Source organism: Furfurilactobacillus sp. WILCCON 0119, from assembly GCF_053471565.1.
In genome coordinates this window covers 1-17,849 of the sequence record NZ_JBPCCV010000006.1, presented here as the reverse complement: position 1 = coordinate 17,849, position 17,849 = coordinate 1, and the positions used below count along the sequence as shown (strand labels likewise).

Annotated in this window: 11 protein-coding genes; 10 read left to right on the top strand and 1 reads right to left on the bottom strand. The window is 44.5% G+C overall.

The annotated features are described in order from the left end of the window. Window positions 1-42: 42 nt before the first annotated feature. A complete protein-coding gene (locus tag ACRYI5_RS09775; protein ID WP_448225130.1) occupies window positions 43-2,307 on the bottom strand; it encodes an AAA family ATPase in 2,265 nt (754 codons plus the stop codon). A gap of 383 nt (window positions 2,308-2,690) precedes the next feature. Between ACRYI5_RS09775 and ACRYI5_RS09770 the strand changes: the two genes are divergently transcribed. The 10 genes from ACRYI5_RS09770 (at window position 2,691) to ACRYI5_RS09725 (ending at window position 17,434) form a co-directional block, all read left to right on the top strand. Then, window positions 2,691-5,690 (top strand): LTA synthase family protein, encoded by a 3,000-nt coding sequence (locus ACRYI5_RS09770; RefSeq protein ID WP_448225129.1) that lies wholly within the window; start codon window positions 2,691-2,693, stop codon window positions 5,688-5,690. Window positions 5,691-5,842: 152 nt separating this feature from the next. Next, window positions 5,843-8,773: a YfhO family protein gene (locus ACRYI5_RS09765; protein WP_448225128.1), complete on the top strand. Its 2,931-nt coding sequence runs from the start codon at window positions 5,843-5,845 to the stop codon at window positions 8,771-8,773. A gap of 1 nt (window position 8,774) precedes the next feature. Continuing rightward, window positions 8,775-8,957: a hypothetical protein gene (locus ACRYI5_RS09760; protein ID WP_407881025.1), complete on the top strand. Its 183-nt coding sequence runs from the start codon at window positions 8,775-8,777 to the stop codon at window positions 8,955-8,957. A gap of 362 nt (window positions 8,958-9,319) precedes the next feature. Further along, a complete protein-coding gene (locus ACRYI5_RS09755) occupies window positions 9,320-9,586 on the top strand; it encodes a phosphocarrier protein HPr (RefSeq protein WP_407881027.1) in 267 nt (88 codons plus the stop codon). Next, window positions 9,586-11,316: a phosphoenolpyruvate--protein phosphotransferase gene (ptsP, locus tag ACRYI5_RS09750; RefSeq protein WP_448225127.1), complete on the top strand. Its 1,731-nt coding sequence runs from the start codon at window positions 9,586-9,588 to the stop codon at window positions 11,314-11,316. The genes ACRYI5_RS09755 and ptsP overlap by 1 nt, the downstream gene beginning before the upstream one ends. A gap of 248 nt (window positions 11,317-11,564) precedes the next feature. Further along, window positions 11,565-12,743 carry a glycosyltransferase family 4 protein gene (locus ACRYI5_RS09745; protein WP_448225232.1) on the top strand — a complete coding sequence of 393 codons (1,179 nt, stop codon included), beginning with the start codon at window positions 11,565-11,567 and terminating at the stop codon, window positions 12,741-12,743. A gap of 86 nt (window positions 12,744-12,829) precedes the next feature. Continuing rightward, window positions 12,830-13,852: a glycosyltransferase family 4 protein gene (locus ACRYI5_RS09740; protein WP_448225126.1), complete on the top strand. Its 1,023-nt coding sequence runs from the start codon at window positions 12,830-12,832 to the stop codon at window positions 13,850-13,852. Window positions 13,853-13,854: 2 nt separating this feature from the next. Next, window positions 13,855-14,916 (top strand): lysylphosphatidylglycerol synthase transmembrane domain-containing protein, encoded by a 1,062-nt coding sequence (locus ACRYI5_RS09735; RefSeq protein ID WP_448225125.1) that lies wholly within the window; start codon window positions 13,855-13,857, stop codon window positions 14,914-14,916. Beyond that, entirely contained in the window at window positions 14,913-15,170 is a 258-nt protein-coding gene (locus ACRYI5_RS09730) for a DUF1797 family protein (RefSeq protein WP_448225124.1), read from the top strand. The genes ACRYI5_RS09735 and ACRYI5_RS09730 overlap by 4 nt, the downstream gene beginning before the upstream one ends. Window positions 15,171-15,355: 185 nt before the next feature. Then, window positions 15,356-17,434 carry an LTA synthase family protein gene (locus ACRYI5_RS09725; RefSeq protein ID WP_448225123.1) on the top strand — a complete coding sequence of 693 codons (2,079 nt, stop codon included), beginning with the start codon at window positions 15,356-15,358 and terminating at the stop codon, window positions 17,432-17,434. The last annotated feature ends 415 nt before the right edge of the window (window positions 17,435-17,849 follow it).

The following is a 17,849-nucleotide window of genomic DNA, read 5'->3' as shown; positions in this document are numbered from 1 at the left end:
GGCTTCACCATCATGGTGAAGCCGACCAGTTTTTTTGTTGTGTTAATCGTTGTTTTTAGCAGGTTCGCTTTGTTCAACTGGTGCAGGAGAAGCTTGGTCATCCGCTTGAACACTGATGTCATCGCCATCCATAACGGCCAGTAAGTTATGGTCTGCTGGGTGATCAAGGAAGAAGTCGGCGATCCGATCTTCAAGTTGTTCCTGAATCACACGGCGAAGTGGGCGGGCCCCCATTGCTGGATTGTAGCCCAGTTCAACTAACTTTGTTTCAACTGGCTTTGTCACACGAATGTGCAAGTCACGGTTGGCTAACTGATCGTTCATGTCGTTTAACATAAGTTCAATGATCTGGCCCAGTGCTTCCTTATTCAGTGGATTGAACTCAACAATGTCATCAAACCGGTTTAAGAACTCTGGCTTAAAGTAATTGCTTAGTTTAGCCATCATGCTGGCATGAGAATCCGTTGATGCACCAAAACCAACACTACTTTCGCCCGTATCACCAGAACCGGCGTTAGACGTCATGATGATAATGGTATCTTTGAATGAAACGGTCCGCCCTTGAGAATCTGTCAGACGACCGTCATCCAGAATTTGCAGGAACATGTGCATAACATCAGGGTGCGCCTTTTCAATTTCATCAAGGAGAATCAATGAGTAGGGGTGCCGACGAACTTGTTCAGTCAACTGACCGGCTTCTTCGTACCCCACGTAACCAGGGGCAGAACCAATCAATTTAGAAACACTGTATTGTTCCATGTACTCACTCATGTCAAACCGAATCATGGCGTCACGTGAACCAAAGAGTTCATTCGCCAACTGCTTAGCAGTTTCAGTCTTTCCGACACCAGTGGGACCAACAAAGAGGAAGGAACCAATTGGACGACCCGTTTGGTTTAACCCAATTCGGTTCCGGCGAATGGCCCGGGCAACCTTGTTGACGGCTTGATCCTGACCAATGACGTGAGCCTCTAGGCGTTTATCAAGATCCTTAAGCTGGGTCTTTTCTTGTGCCTGAAGGTCGCTAACTGGGATGTCGGTCTTTTCTTCAATGATGTGTTCAATGTCACGATTGGTGACCGTAGCAGCATCATCAGGTTGAGGATTTTCGTCTGCTTCCTTTTTGGCCTTTTCAAGTTGGTTAACTTGATCACGGTAGTAGGCGGCCTTTTCGTAGTCTTCCTTATCTAGGGCAGACTGCTTGTGAGCTTCCGCGGTGTGAATCTTGTCCTCAAATGACGTTGGGTCCACGTTACGTAACGTTAAGTTCTTCTTTGAACCGGCTTCATCCATTAAATCAATGGCCTTATCAGGCAGGAACCGGTCTTGAATATAACGTGCGGAAAGCTTAGCAGCTGCATCAATGGCTTCATCCGTGTAGTGAACGTGATGGTAGTCTTCGTACCGCTTTTGAATTCCCTTTAAAATGGCAATGGTGTCTTCAACGGAAGGTTCTTCCACTTCGATTGGTTGGAACCGCCGGGCAAGCGCAGCATCCTTTTCGATGTCACGATATTCCTTTTGGGTGGTTGCACCAACCAGTTGGAACTCACCACGAGCAAGGGCAGGTTTCAACACGTTTCCGGCGTCCATGCCACCCTCAGCGTTTCCGGCGCCAACGACTTCATGAATTTCATCAATGAAGAGGATAATGTCGTCATTTTTTGAAACTTCACTCATCAATTGTTGCATCCGTTGTTCAAATTGACCGCGGATTCCGGTTCCTTGAACCAGTGAAACAACGTCTAAACGGATGATTTGCTTGTTTAACAGCTTTTCAGGAACATTACCGTTAACAATGGCTTGTGCTAAGCCTTCAACAACAGCTGTCTTCCCAACCCCAGCTTCACCAATTAAAACGGGGTTGTTTTTCGTCCGGCGGTTAAGAATTTCGATGACCCGGTCAATTTCGCCATCACGGCCGATCACGGGGTCAATCTTTCCGGCCTTTGCTTGATCCGTTAGGTTTAAACCATATTGATCAAGAAGGGGGTGTTTACTGTTTTTATTTCGCCCGCCGTTATTACCGCCACGGCCGGATTGCGTTTTAGGTCCCTGTTGGGCCTGTTGGAAATTGTTTTGGGCGCCGTTGCCACTTTGCATGGCAGAGAATAAATCGTCTAAGTTACCGAAACCAAATGGATCTTGAGCCATGTTTGCTCCTCCGTTTCCATTCATTAAATTATTTTGATAGTCTTGTAGTTTTTGATAGCAATCTTGACAAAGGTTAACTTGCATCTCTTGACCATTCATATTGAGACCCAAGTGGATGGTCGCTTCATTTTGTTGACAATTTTGACAAAGCATTCAATCACTCCTTTAAGATGACACGTGCTGGCACGTCAAGTGGTCGCACGGTGCTGAGGTGGTTGGTTTACATCAAACTCGTGTTTGACCAACCTTGACCTTTTACCAGTATTATACACGCTAACTAAAAGTGTGCAAGTCGTTTGCTTCTTTTTTTAGCACTTTATCTAAATGAGTGCTAATACGAGCAAAACCTTTGGTGGAATCAGAAAACTGACAGCATGGTATATCACTCATGAATTAATATTTGTCACCGTTTTTTAAGAAGTGTGTCATTAAAAAACTGGTAAGATATTTGCTAAACGGTTTCTTTTAGTTTCAACTTTACGGAGTTAAAAAATCACTTTACACAAATGAATTAATGGAAGTAGGATAAGCTTAGGATGAACAAGGGAACACGAAATAAGGTAGATAATTTCGCAATTTTCATTGTCGCTTTGTGGATGACAATTATTTTGAATCAACTTTTTTTCGGGGCAGCAGGGATCCTTAATGACATTTCGAATCCAGCTAACAATGTAATTTCTAAACGGTGGCTAGTAGCCAACTTGGTGAAGTATTTGCTAAATGCTGGGCAAGCAATGTTATTTATTTGGATTGGCTACTCAGCAGGCAGCCAAAAGCGGGCGCTAAAAGTGGTTGTGACCAGTTGGTTAACAACCATTTTTGTCGGCTTTTTGGGGCTTTTGGGGTGGATGACTGCTGGCCAGTCAATGGGTTCTGGAACATTATGGCAAATATTTTTACCGATAATGCGAAATTCATATCCGTTGCTAACAGCAGCAGGAATTAGTGTGTTAGTAGCACCATTATTGACGAAAATCAGCGGTCACTATGTACGATTACTATGGCTCATCGTAGCGTTAGCATTTGGATTGCCGATGATTTTGAATCAAGATCTTTGGGGTTTTAATAATGGCGTTAACGTCATTAACTCAGTTTTATTGACCATGATTGGGGTATTAGTAAAGGTCAGACCGATTAAATTAGCGCACAGAAAGTGGTTATGGATAAGTGGTTGTTTTACCATTTTGGCGGGTGGATTAATGCTGATGATGATTCCTATCTCAGACACTGCACACCAAAACATTTCAACCGTTAATCGGTTCGTTACACAAAATTCATTGTTAACGATAGGGCTATCAGTTGCTACATTTCTTTATTTAATTAAGCTGAATCCATCGGTTAAAAAAAATCGCCAAAGTGTGTGGCAGCCGACCGGTTCGTTATTAGTGGTGATAACGATTGTTTTATTAGGGAACCCGACCTTTAATGATCTTTTGAATAAGACGTTTGGTTTTACCGTTCCGAGTCTTTATCGAAAGAAGTTATTGTTGTTTTTAGGACTGTGCGTTGGCATCCTGGTTGTGACGTATGTTGTTTCAATCATGATGAAACTGATAGTTAAAACAAAGTGGTGGCAACAACTTGTTAATCAAATAGTGATGGTGATTAATGATGTTTGGACAAAACCAAGCGCTGTTACGACCGGAAGAATTAAAGAATGGATCCTTAAACACCGTCGTGGCTTGTGGACAACAGGGGCATTTTACGGATTGGCATTAGCGTCCATCACATTAATGAATACAACGGGAAGTTACGTTAATCTTTTTTTCTACACAGTGCTATTCAGAGAGCCGGTTCTCTGGTTTAACATCTTATTTATTGCTTCTTTCTTTTGGTTATTGCTGGCATTAACGAAGCGATACTGGGTTTCACTGTTGACCACGATTACAGCGGTTGTCATTGTGATCATCGCTAACGTGCTTAAAATCAAGACGCGGGAAGAACCAATCTTACCATCTGATATGGCAGAAGCTAAGGCATTGGGAAGCCTGCTAAAGATGGTTGGACTAGACGTTGTTATAAGTAGTGTGGTTTTAATCGTCGTTCTTGCTGTTGTGATGATCTGGCTGGAGTTGCGCGTTCCTCAACAATTAAACTTATCATTACGCTCTCGTGGGGTATTGGTGTTGGTTGCATTTGTTACTTTTGGATCAACATTTTTTTGGAATCATAATCATTCAGTTTTTATGGGTGTTACCAACGTTGTTGATGATTCGCGAGAATTTTTTAACCAAGAAGAGGGTGCGCAAAAAAACGGACCAATTATTCAGTTTTTAAATAATGTTGACGTATCTGTGATGCCTGAACCAGATGGTTATTCTAAGACTGAGATTGATCGAATTGTGCGGCGGTATCAGCATGAAGCAACAACAATTAACCGGACTCGAACGGGCACATTGAAAAACCAAACGGTAATCATGAACCTCAGCGAAAGTTTTTCTAATCCAAATCGAGTGCCTAATTTGACAGTGACGCCGAACCCAATCCCGTACATTACAAAGTTAAAAAAACAAACAACTTCAGGATTGATGTTGAGTTCCGGTTATGGTGGTGGAACGGCTAATATGGAGTATCAGGCGTTAACGGGGATGGCAATTAGTAACTTTTCACCAACATTACCAACACCATATACGCAATTAGTGACGACTTTGAAGCAAGCACCAGCGCTTACGAATCAATTTGACTATTCATCTGCAATTCATCCTTACATTGGCGTTTACTATAATCGGGTTGCTGTTTATAAAAAGTTTAATTTTAATAAATTTGCTTACGTGGGCAGTAAATATCCAATTAAAAACCAATATAAAATTGGGACAAGCGACTATTTGTCTGATAAAACGGCCTATGCAAATACGCTTAAGCAAATCAATGCACGTAAAGGTGGCCAATTTATCAACCTAGTGACGATGCAAAATCATTATCCGTTTACTGACAAGTATCCGGATCATGATTATACAGCTTCCGGAACGGCGTTCACCTCTGACCAAGGGCAGCAGCAAATCGAGACTTACGCACAGGGGTTATCCTATACTGATACGGCTGTTAAAGCGTTTAAGCAGAAGCTCGATAAGATAAAAAAGCCGATTATCTGGGTTTGGTATGGTGATCACTTGGCTAGCCTTTACGATGGTGATTCAATGACCAAATACGGGCTTCGGTTGCATGAAACAGATTATTTTATTTATGCCAACAAGTACTCGCGAACACATGGTTATAAACAATCTAATGATGCATATGTTAGCCCAAATGATTTTTCAGCGATGACCATGGAACAAGCAAACACCAAAGTTTCACCATATTATGCATTATTAACGCGTGTTCATCAGCAATTGCCAGCGTTAACGGTGAACACTTCTGTCGACAATACAGGTTCCTTCTTGAATGGAAGTGCACAGTTTGTAAACCACCGCGGCCGAATCGTTTCAGAAGAATCACTGACGAAACATCAGCGGCAGTTGTTGCATGACTACCGGTTGATTCAATACGATATTGTGGCTGGTAAGCAATACGCGTTAAAGACGCATTTTATGAAGTAGATTAGAGGTCTGATTGATCGTTGGGCTGGATTGAGAGTCCCCGCTAATTTAATCGCAGACTTTCAGTTGCACCTTGATTTAAGATTGTTCATAATGAAAGAATTGATGGGTTGCCATCATTAACCTAGTGGATAATTAAAGGAGCACGACTCATGATGAAGTTTTCATTTGCACAACGTTCGAAGGGAAAACTTTATGGTGGGTACGTGCTCTTTTTCTGTCTTTTTTTTGCAGTGACGTACGGTGTTGACCTCATGTTTGGGTACTCATTAATCTCGACACACGATGTCCTTCATCAGCATGTCCCGATTATGTTGTCGTACCGGCAATTACTGGTTGACTGGTTGCATCATTTGGCGGCAGGGCCGACCCAGTGGTCCTGGCACATTGGCCTTGGTGCAGATACCGTTCAAACGTTTTCCTACTATGTTATTGGCGATCCGTTTGCTTATTTGAGTCTCCTTTTAAAAAAATCCTCATTGATCTTGGGGTTCCAGATCATTTCCATCCTGCGCGTTTTTTGTGCGGGACTAAGTTTCACATATTGTGCTAGCCATTTACGTCTGAAAAATTGGAGTATTTGGCTGGGTGCGTTGGTGTACCTGAGCAGTGGCTTTGCCATCTACGCCAGTCTGTTTCAACCGTTCTTTATTAATTCGTTGATTTTACTACCGTTACTCATTGTTGCAATTGAAGCTGTGCTTCAAGGACGGTCAGCGTGGGGCTTTGGGATTGTCGTGTACTTTGCGATTGCGGTTAACTTTTATTTGGCCGCACTTTTAGCCGTTGGCGGGATCGTGTATCTGGTGCTTCGCTGGTGCGAACTACCACAACCCTTTAGTAAACGAAATTGGCGAAATTTGGGCCGATTAGCGGTGAGCGGATTACTTGGCGCAGTAACCACCGCCTGGATTACTGTTCCTGAATTGGCTGCGTTGCAAGCATCACCACGCTTTGACGTTCCGTTTGCCAGTGGCATGAAGTTTTATTCCTTACAGTACTATTTGAGTTTGCCGAGTGCGCTAGTGGGTAACGTTAATGTCGACCCGTTTTGGTTAAACACACTTTCCGTTAACATGCTGCTGTTGGTCGTTATTTGGACGTTGCTGCACCATCGCCAGTTTCCATTGGTCAGTCGCACGATGATCCTTGCTGCGGTCATGGCATTATTGCCAATGTTTGCCGCAACGTTAAACGGGGCGACGTCGCCCTCAAATCGGTGGCTGTTCTTAATGTCATTACCGATGGCATTAATGATTGCGACCTTTAGCGAACAATTAGGGGAAATGACCCTGGAAGACTGGCTCCCGATTTTGAAATGGACGGGTGTTGTCTTGATTCTGGTGTTGATCAGTGCGGTCATCATGCAGGGCACTTCAACAACCTTGTTACCACAATTATTATTTCTGGTGGTCTACGCAGGAATTTTTGTCGCTGGGACGGTTCGGCCGGCGTTACTGAAACCGCGTGTCTTGTTGTCATTAGTGGTGGTGAACATCTTTGTTGCGTTTAACTTTGAAAATACGGCGTACGACATTCATCAATTCCTCCCCCGTGGGGAAGCAGCGACCCTAATTAATGAGCCGTACGGAACGGCGCCGAGTGCGCTTGCTTCACAACCAACGTTAGCGGCGCAGGCTGGGGAAACAACGCCAAACGCACCAAGTTTTTACCGCTCCAGCAATGTGAGCAACTTTGTGACGGCGGGGGATTCCACGGCGGCCGAAGATAACATTATCGCGAACAATTTTTTAACGACCCAACCAAACACAAGCTCGTTTTATTCGTTACAAAATGGGGCCTTAACCCAGTTTAGTCACGATTTATTGAACAACCAGCGGGAATTGAACTTACCGATTCAACAGTTTGATGATCGAACCCGGGTCCTAAACTTCTTGGGCGTACGCGATCTTTACGCAAATTCACCGTTATCATCTGAAACAAACCTTCCGGCGAATTATGAACCGGCGTACGGCGAAACAACTCGTTTAAATGAAGGTTTCTATGGGCAGAATGGGGATGTTCAGGTTTATCAAACGACGGCTAATTTTCCGCTGGTCTATTTTCAACCGCATGTCATTAGTAATCAAACTTACACAGCAATGGACGCCAATGAGAAGGAAGCCAGTTTATCGGCAGCGACGGCGATTGCAGATCCAAGTGGACTGAAGCAAACGACACTGACGCCACAGAGTGTTGTCATTCCGTACCAACTGTATGATAGTCAGGAAAATCTTGTCAGCACCAGCGGATTGGCACATACGAACAAGAATGATGCCTATACACTGTATATCCCGCATGCAAAGCAGTACGCGGGAATGGAAGTTCGCGCACTAATCACGGATGTGACGTATAATGAACCCAGTTTGCGTGATCGAATTGCCATTGATAAGCTCTCTTCGAGTGGCTTAAATGGGGTGTTGTCCTCCGGCAGTAATCAAACGGATGTTCACGGGACGTGGGATGCCTTCAAACGGGATGTTGCCGTTGGTTCACCGAACAAGGCGTGGCGGATCACCATTAATAATGGTGATGTAACGAACTCATTGGCCCAAATTCCTGAAACCAATTTGAGTGAGTTTGAACCAACAACGGCCGGGGTTTTAAACCTTGGCTGGGTTGGTAAACATCAACTAACGAACGGGATGAAGCTACAACTGGGGCAGGTAGGCCAATACACGTTTAAACTGCAACTCGTGGGCTTACCAATGGCGAGTGCCTATGATAAGCAAGTTCAACAAATTCAACGAAACGGCTTGCAACAATTAAAAGTGGGTCATAACCGGGTAACTGGACATGTGACAACGACACAGGCCGGCGTCCTGACCTCCTCCATTCCGTATGCGAAGGGCTGGTCTGCAACGATTAACGGCCGGCCCGCAAAAATTATCAAAACAGACCGAGCCTTTGTCGGAATCAAACTGTTAAAAGCCGGTCATCAGCAGGTGGTGTTAACCTACCACACACCAGGACTAACGGTGGGCGCACTGATCACCGGCGTAATGGTTGTGCTTCTGGGGCTTCTTGCGAGCGGGTTGGCTGTTAGCCGGCTCATTGACCGTCGATCGAAAGGAAATGAATGAGATGAATGAAGACTATGCAGCAAAATTGGAACAATTGCACGACGGCACGTTGGATGAATTGACGGTTACGCCTGATCAGTTCATGGCGTTTCAACAGGCGTTAATGAACGTGGAGTATCGGCAACGAATTGTGGGTGCTGCAACGCGCGGCGGGGAAGTAACGTACCATTACCAAACGGATTAAGTGATGGACTAAAGGCGATTCCTCAACTAAATAAAATGTTTGTGAAGTAAAGTTAACCCCGTTAAGCTGGTTGGTAATCAGTTTGACGGGGTTAACTTGTCATGGGGGAACACTGTTGCGGTCGTCTTTAAGCGCGATGATAAGGACGCTCACTGCGACTAAAAAAAGTTTTAGGGTCTAGACCATTGATGTGATAAGGTTAACAATGGTAACGCTTACTTTGTGCAAATAAATTCATTTGCGAAAGCTTGTATTTTGTAAAAAACATATGCTACTATGATACAGAAGGTGATTGGTAAATCGCCGTTTTCACGGCAAAGAAATCCCTTACAAATTTAAGAGAACTAAGGAGATTAATTATTATGGAATCTAAAGACTTTCACGTTATTGCAGACACAGGTTTACACGCACGTCCAGCCACTTTGTTGGTTCAGACTGCTTCCAAGTTTTCTTCAGAAATTAACTTGGCTTACGATGGCAAGTCAGTTAACTTGAAGTCAATCATGGGTGTTATGTCACTTGGTGTTGGTAAAGATGCTGATGTAACGATCTCAGCTGAAGGTGCTGACGAAAAAGACGCCATCAACGCAATTTCAGAAACCATGACAAAAGAAGGTTTGTCTGACTAATGACTCAGAAGCTTAGTGGGATTGCCGCAAGTAATGGTGTTGCCGTTGCTTCGGCCTACATGTTAGTTGATCCGGACTTAACGTTTGAAAAGAAGACGATTTCCGATGTTGATGCTGAAAAGGCACGGTTGCACAGTGCTTTAGATGCTTCAATTGAAGAACTGCAACAGATTAAAGCTGTTGCTGAAAAGAATTTGGGTGCTGAAGAAGCTGAAGTTTTTGAAGCGCACATCACGATTCTGACCGATCCAGAAATGATTGGGCAGATGGAAAGTAAGATCGATTCTGATAAGGTTAATGCCGAACAAGCACTGAAGGAGATCACGGATTCATTTATCATGATCTTTGAAGGCATGACCGATAATGCTTATATGCAGGAACGGGCAGCTGACGTACGTGACGTAACCAAACGGGTTATGAGTCACTTGCTGGGTAAGAATTTACCCAATCCTGCTTTGATTAACTCTGAAGTAATCATCGTGGCTCATGATTTGACGCCTAGTGATACCGCACAACTGGACCGGAAGTACGTTAAGGGCTTCATTACGGATCTTGGTGGGCGGACATCACATTCGGCAATTATGAGTCGGACCCTGGAAATTCCTGCTGTCGTTGGGACTGAAATTGCCACAACGGCCATTAAGCAAGGTGACCAGGTGATTGTTGATGGTCTTGATGGTGTCGGCGTTATTGATCCATCAGCTGATGACATTGCGACCTTCACCAAAAAGGGTGATGATTTCACTAAGCAAAAGGCTGAATGGGATAAATTGCGTGACCAACCATCTGTTTCTAAAGATGGCAAGTCATTCACAATTGCTGCAAACATTGGGACTCCCGATGACATCACTGCTGTTAATGATAACGGTGGGGAAGCAGTTGGTTTATTCCGTTCAGAGTTCCTGTACATGGATAGCTCTGAATTACCCGATGAAGAGACTCAGTTCAAGGCCTACAAAAAGGCCGCCGAAGACATGCACGGTAAGCAAGTGGTTGTTCGGACCATGGATATTGGTGGGGACAAACACCTTGACTACTTACCATTGCCTGAAGAAATGAATCCGTTCTTGGGTTACCGGGCCATTCGGATCAGTTTGAACCAACCAGACTTATTCCGGCCACAGTTGCGGGCATTATTGCGTGCCTCTGCCTTTGGGAACATTGCAATTATGTTCCCAATGATCGGAACGGTTGACGAATTCAAACGTGCACGAGCAATCTATGATGAAGAACGTCAAAACCTCATTAACGATGGCGTCAAAGTGGCTGACCACATGGACGTCGGAATGATGATGGAAGTGCCGGCGGCGGTCCTAATTGCGGACAAGTTGGCTAAGTATGCAGACTTCTTCAGTATTGGAACCAATGATTTGATTCAATACACCTTTGCTGCTGACCGTGGTAATGAACACGTGTCTTACTTGTATCAACCACTCAACCCATCGTTGTTACGGTTAATTAAACAAGTGATTGACGCGGCTCATGCTGAAGGTAAGTGGGCAGGGATGTGTGGTGAAATGGCCGGCGACCAGGTTGCCGTTCCATTGTTAATGGGCATGGGCTTGGACGAGTACTCAATGAGTGCAACGTCAATGCTTCAAACTCGTTCATTAATGAAGCGGTTAGACACTGTTTCAACAGCATCCTTGGTCGAAAAGGCTCTTGATGCGGAAACAAACGATGAAGTGACCGCTCTTGTTAATGACTACATGAAACAAATTGTTGATTAGTTGAACGATTAGGGGGAACCAGTCCATTTATGGGCTGGTTCTTTTTTGTGGAAAAGTTAATTTTTAGCATTAAATGGATGATTGGCAACGTTGTGATTGGCATCGCATGGTGGACTAGTTTAGAATGATTAGGAATAAACATCATTCGGATTTGCTATCTTTGCAGCCAATCCGTATAATGTAACTTGATTATTTTAATGGATGAAACAATGAACTTGACGACTGACGAAGAGGAAGGGGGCACCAGCGTGAATATCGGGATATTTACTGATACATATTTTCCGCAGGTAAGTGGTGTGGCCACTTCCATAAAAACGCTTCGTGACCAATTAGAACAAAATGGTCACTCAGTGTACATCTTTACGTCAACAGACCCGAAGGTTGATAAGGACGTGTATGAACGGAATATTTTTCGGTTTCCATCAGTTCCGTTCGTTTCATTCACTGATCGGCGCATTGCCGTCCGGGGGATGTTTCATGCGTTGCAAATCGCTAAGGATCTCCACCTTGACATTATTCATACGCAGACCGAGTTTTCGATGGGCTTAATGGGGAAATTCATTGCCCATACGTTAAAAATTCCCGTTATCCATACGTACCACACAATGTATGAAGATTATCTACACTACATTGCAAACGGAAAATTATTACGGCCACGGCAGGTTAAAACCATGACACGTGGGTACCTGCGCGGAGTTGAGGGGGTTGTGGCACCGTCTGAACGGGTGCTAACAACCTTGACGGCTTACGGCGTTAAAACGCCCATCCGGGTTATTCCGACCGGTGTGAATTTGCCGCAGTATGAACAAGTTAAGGAAAATCATCTCCGTGAGCAGTTCGGTTTTTCAGCGACAACGCCGGTATTGCTTTCCTTATCACGGCTTGCGTTTGAAAAGAATATTCATGAAATCATTATGGCGTTACCAGATGTGCTGGCTGAACAACCAACGGCACAATTGTTAATTGTTGGTGACGGTCCGGCGCGTGAAGATCTGGAAGAACAGGTTAAGACCATGAAGTTAGCGGATCACGTCACGTTTACTGGTGAAGTTGCTAATGATGAAGTTTACCAATACTATCAGATGGCAAACGTCTTTGTTTCGGCCAGTGATTCAGAGTCACAGGGGCTTACGTACATCGAGGCGATTGCTGCGCACACGCCAATTGTGGTGATGAGTAGTCCGTACGCGGATGACCTATTAACGGTTCCAGCAGTCGGGCAGACCTTTCATCAACAGGATGAATTGGTGCACGCGGTGTGCGACTACCTAGCTAACCGGGTTGATTTGTCAGATCGGTCGGTGCGTCAACGAATCCTGTACGAGATTTCTGCAGATGCCTTTGGAAAACGAATTATTCAGTTCTATGCCGATGCGCAGTTAATCTATCAGGAAGATAGTGAAAAATCAGCCAAGTTGAGTGATTAACTTTGTCAAACACGTGTTGCCGGCTGGCGGTTAGTCAGTTGGGAACACGTGTTTTTTAAACTAAAGGAATGTTTGAGGAGTCAGTAATGTTAAGAATTAACATGTTTTCAGCGGCAACGTCTGTCCCTGGCCAGGGGGTCGGCAGTGCTTACATGGAGCTGGTCAAATTATTGAGAGATAATTTTGATGGTGAGTTTGATGTGCGGATCAATAAGTGGGGGCGCGCTGACATCACACACTATCACACAGTGAATTTTCCCTACTATTTATCGACTTTTTTACCCGGTCGCGGACGAAAAATTGGGTACGTGCATTTTTTACCGGAGACCATGGAGGGGAGTCTTAAACTGCCACCGGTCGCTAAGCAAATCTTTTATCACTACCTGATTTCGTTTTATAAGCGGATGGATCACATTGTGGTGGTGAACCCCACGTTTATTCCTAAACTGGAAGCTTACGATATTCCCCGCGGAAAAATTACGTACATTCCGAATTTTGTGGCCAAGAGTGAATTCTATGAAATGACACCAGAAGAAAAGGTGGCCACCCGGGAACGCTATCACTATGATCAAAAGCGCTTTACGGTGCTGGGAATCGGCCAAATTCAGGAACGAAAAGGTGTTCGTGACTTCATTACGTTGGCAAAGAACAATCCTGATGTGCAGTTTATCTGGGCTGGCGGATTTTCGTTTGGCCGGATCACAGATGGGTATGCTGATTTAAAACGGGTGGTGGATAATCCACCTGCAAACTTGTCATTCCCTGGGATTGTGGATCGGGAAGCCCTAGTGGATTATTACAACATGGCTGACTTATTTTTATTACCGTCGTATAATGAACTGTTTCCAATGTCGGTGTTAGAAGCATTTAGCTGTGGAACACCAGTGTTACTGCGTGATCTGGATCTTTACCGTGCCATTATTGATGGCTATTACGAAAGCGCGAGTGACGTGAGCGGGATGCAGCAGAAGCTGACCGCGTTACAAACAAATCCAGCGGGGATGAAGCATTTGCACGATCAGGCCTTATTGGGGGCGGATGAATATTCTGCTAGCCATTTGGCTCAGATCTGGCACCGGTTCTACCGCGAACAGGCAGGAGAAAAGTAGGAATGTCACGACGAAATCGCATTGTTTTAGTGATCATGTTGTTGATTGGGATTGGGATTTTTGCGTATTCACTTCGCAACGTCGCGTTGGCGCAAGTTATTCATGATTTTTTGAACATCAACGGGTGGTGGCTCCTGGTCGCGGTGCTCTGCATGGTCGGGTACCTGCTGATTGAAGCGCGAATTATGCAGGTGTTTGTTAATGACAGAATTAGTGGGTTTACGTTTAAAGACGCACTTCGCATTCCGCTTATCGAACAACTCTTTAATGGGATCACACCGTTTTCTAGTGGGGGCCAACCAGCACAACTGATTGCCATGATTCAAACGGGGGTGGATGGTGGCCGGGCGAGTTCTGTCTTGTTAATGAAGTTTGTCGTTTATCAGGGCATGATCGTGATCAACTTTTTGATCGCACTCGCAATTGGCTTTCAATACCTTGCAGAAAAGCTGCATTACTTGGCGCTTTTCGTGGTTTTTGGCTTCTTAATTCACCTGGTTGTGATCCTCGGACTGCTGATGATTATGTTCTGGCATTCGATGACCAAACGCTTAGTGAATCTTTGCATGAAACCATTGGCGTGGTTTGTTAAGCCAGAACGATATGAGCGTTGGCGGGTAACACTGGATGAGAAGATTGATTCTTTTTATTTAGAAAGTCTCCGCATTAAGTCACAATGGCGCCTCATGGTTCACGTGGCGTTATTGACAATGGCTCAGCTGGCAATTTACTACCTCATTCCATACTTCATCATGTTGGCGCTGGGGTATAGCCACGTTAATATTCTGATGGTAACGGCGCTACACGTGCTCATTGTCATGGTGATTTCACTGTTTCCAATTCCTGGTGGGGCAGGGGGCGCCGAATTCAGTTTCGAAGCACTCTTTGCAAGTTACGTGACTAGCCGCTCAAAGTTGGTGTTGGCAATGATTTTATGGCGGATCATTACGTATTACCTGGGAATGTTCTCCGGGATGTGGGCAATGGCTTTAAAACCGGATCGTGTGACTGAGCGACCGACGAACCGCAAAGAACTAATGAAACAACAAGAGGGAAACAAATGAATGATGAAGAAAAAACACCGCTAGAAACGATTATAGGACGGCTTCGGGCCATGCAGTTTGATCGTCATCAAACGATTCAAACACGATACTTTGAGCAATTTGGCGTTCCCGTTTGCAAAGTCTCATTGGATCACCTAACGGGAGAGTGGCAGGTTCAGGATGCGCGAACAACACCAGCCTTTAGTTACGACAATGTCGATATGGTGGCTGTTGCGATCTATGATGCACTCAACGAATTTGAAGCCGTCTTTTAAATTTCGGCTGACAACTAAGAATTTATGAAGAACCCCGCCAATGTTTGAAATTGTGCGGGGTTTGTCTATAATATGGATTTGTTGAGTTTAAGCTTGATTAAAGCTTCGCTTTAGCAATTTTAGCGATCAAATTGATAACGAGCCCCTAGACATGGTGTTATGTGAGGGGCGTGGAGGACTAACACATGGCGAAATTCTTCAAGGGCCTGTATGCCAAATTAAATACGACCCTCGGCTTTTTTATCCTGACAACGGTGTTGTTTTGGTTGAAAACATACCTTGCGTACCGGACAAAGTTTACATTAGGTGCAACGACGCCGATTCAGCAGTTCATTTTGATGCTGAATCCAATTCCAACGGCGCTGCTGTTGTTCGGGATCGCACTGTATTTTCGGGGAAAACTTGCCTACTGGTTGATGATGATCATCGACTTCCTTCAAAGTTTGTGGTTATTTTCCAACATTTTGTACTACCGTGAATTTTCGGATTTCCTGTCAATGGGGATCATGAAAGGTTCCGGTGCGGTTGATAATAACCTTGGGAAGTCGTTGGCGGGAATTCTTCACGCGACGGACTTCCTTGTGTTCCTTGATGTGGCATTCTTAATTGTCATGTTATTGACCAAACTGATCAAGGTAGATAAGCGGCCCTTAAAGAAGCGGTTCGCCGTGACCATGACGGTTTTTGCAATGGCCTTGATGATGACGGATTACGGATTGTCTGTAAACGACCGGTCAGGGTTATTGACCCGGACATTTGATAATAACTACATTGTGAAGTACTTAGGGTTAAACGAGTACGCAGTCTTTAATATTTATCAAACGCACCAACAAGAGACCAGCCGGGAAAGAGCCTCAAAGGACGATCTCCAGGCGGTCAAGACGTACCTGAAGGAAAATCCGGCGGGGGAAAACTTCCAATACTTCGGGAAAGAACAAGGGAAGAACGTGTTTGTCTTCCATTTGGAAAGTTTCCAACAATTCCTAATTGATTATAAGTGGAAGAACCAGGAAGTAACGCCAAACATTAACGCGTTCTATCACGATCAGAACACAACAGCGTTTGATAACTTCTATAACCAGGTTGGTCAAGGGAAGACCTCTGATGCAGAAATGATGATGGAAAACTCCCTTTATGGTCTGCCAACTGGGTCTGCCATGGTGACATATGGGTCATCAAACACGTTCCAAGCTGCACCATCAATATTGGCCCAGCATGGGTATACAACGGCCGCAATGCACGGGGATGTCCCAAGTTTCTGGAATCGTGGAAACACATATAAGGCATGGGGCTACGAGAACTTCTTTAGTAAAGCCTTCTATCCTAATGCGGATAAACCAAGTAATAACGTTGGGTATGGGTTAAAAGACAAGATCTTCCTTGATGATTCTTCTAAATATATTGAACAGCTCCCACAACCGTTCTATGCTAAGGTGATTACGGTCACGAACCATTATCCTTATTTGTTGGGCAAAAAGGACGCTTCCTTCCCAAAGACCAATACTGGGGATGACACTGTGGATGGGTACGTTGTCACAGCCCATTATCTGGATCAGGCGTTTGGTGAGTTTATTAATTACCTGAAGAAGGCGGGGATGTACGATAATTCAATGATTGTCGTGTATGGTGATCACTACGGGATTTCAAATAACCACCGTCCTGCAATTGCAAAGCTCCTTGGGAAGAAAACCGTTACGGATTACGACCTTGCCCAGTTCCAAAAGGTGCCATTTATGATTCATGCACCTGGTGTGCAGGGCGGCGTGAACCATACGTATGGTGGTGAGATCGATGCATTGCCAACCATGATGGACTTACTCGGCATTAAGACGACTGGCAATTACATCATGATGGGACAAGACATGCTGTCGACACAGCGGAACCAAATCGTACCGTTTAGAGATGGTAACTTCGTAACGCCGAAGTATACCAAGGTCGGAAACAAGGTCTATGATACAAGTACCGGAAAACTGTTATCGTTGACTGACGCGCAGAAGAAGGAAGTTGCGGCAGATCAGGCTCACGTTAATAAGGTTTTGGGCTTGTCGGATAAGATCATTACAGGGGATCTCCTTCGTTTTTACACGCCAACGGGCTATAAAAAGGTGGATAAGGCCGATTACGACTATTCAGTAAGTGCAACAAAGGCACGACTGAAGAAGGAACAAAAGGAAAATCCAACTAGCGCAAAGGCCAAGAATGGCGGTAAAACAACAACGAACGACTACAGTACGGATGCACCTGAAGTCGCTAAAACTAAGTAACAAAAAAAGATTCCACAATTTGTGGAATCTTTTTTTTGTTCGGAAATCCTTTGTGGGTGGATGAGGTTGGTCGGGATTTTACCGGGAAATAACGACTTCGGTGAAGTGGAGTTACTTTAAAAGCGAACAAATTTACAATTGGAACCGGATTATTGTTGGATATCCCGGATGTGAATCTCGTTTTAAGGCCGCTTTTTTGCAAATTGGTGCTTGACCGGTCTAGGGTGCTTTGATAAGATAGCTTATGTTGTCAGGGAGTGCTTGAGCGACAAGCGATTGATCGAATATTTCCTGATAAAAAAGCTTGACGATTTCAAAGCCAAGTGATATAGTAATTAAGTTGTCTTGAGGCAACGAGTTAGATCTTTGAAAACTGAACAACGTTTCGACGAATCAAATGTGTAGGGTCTTTGAA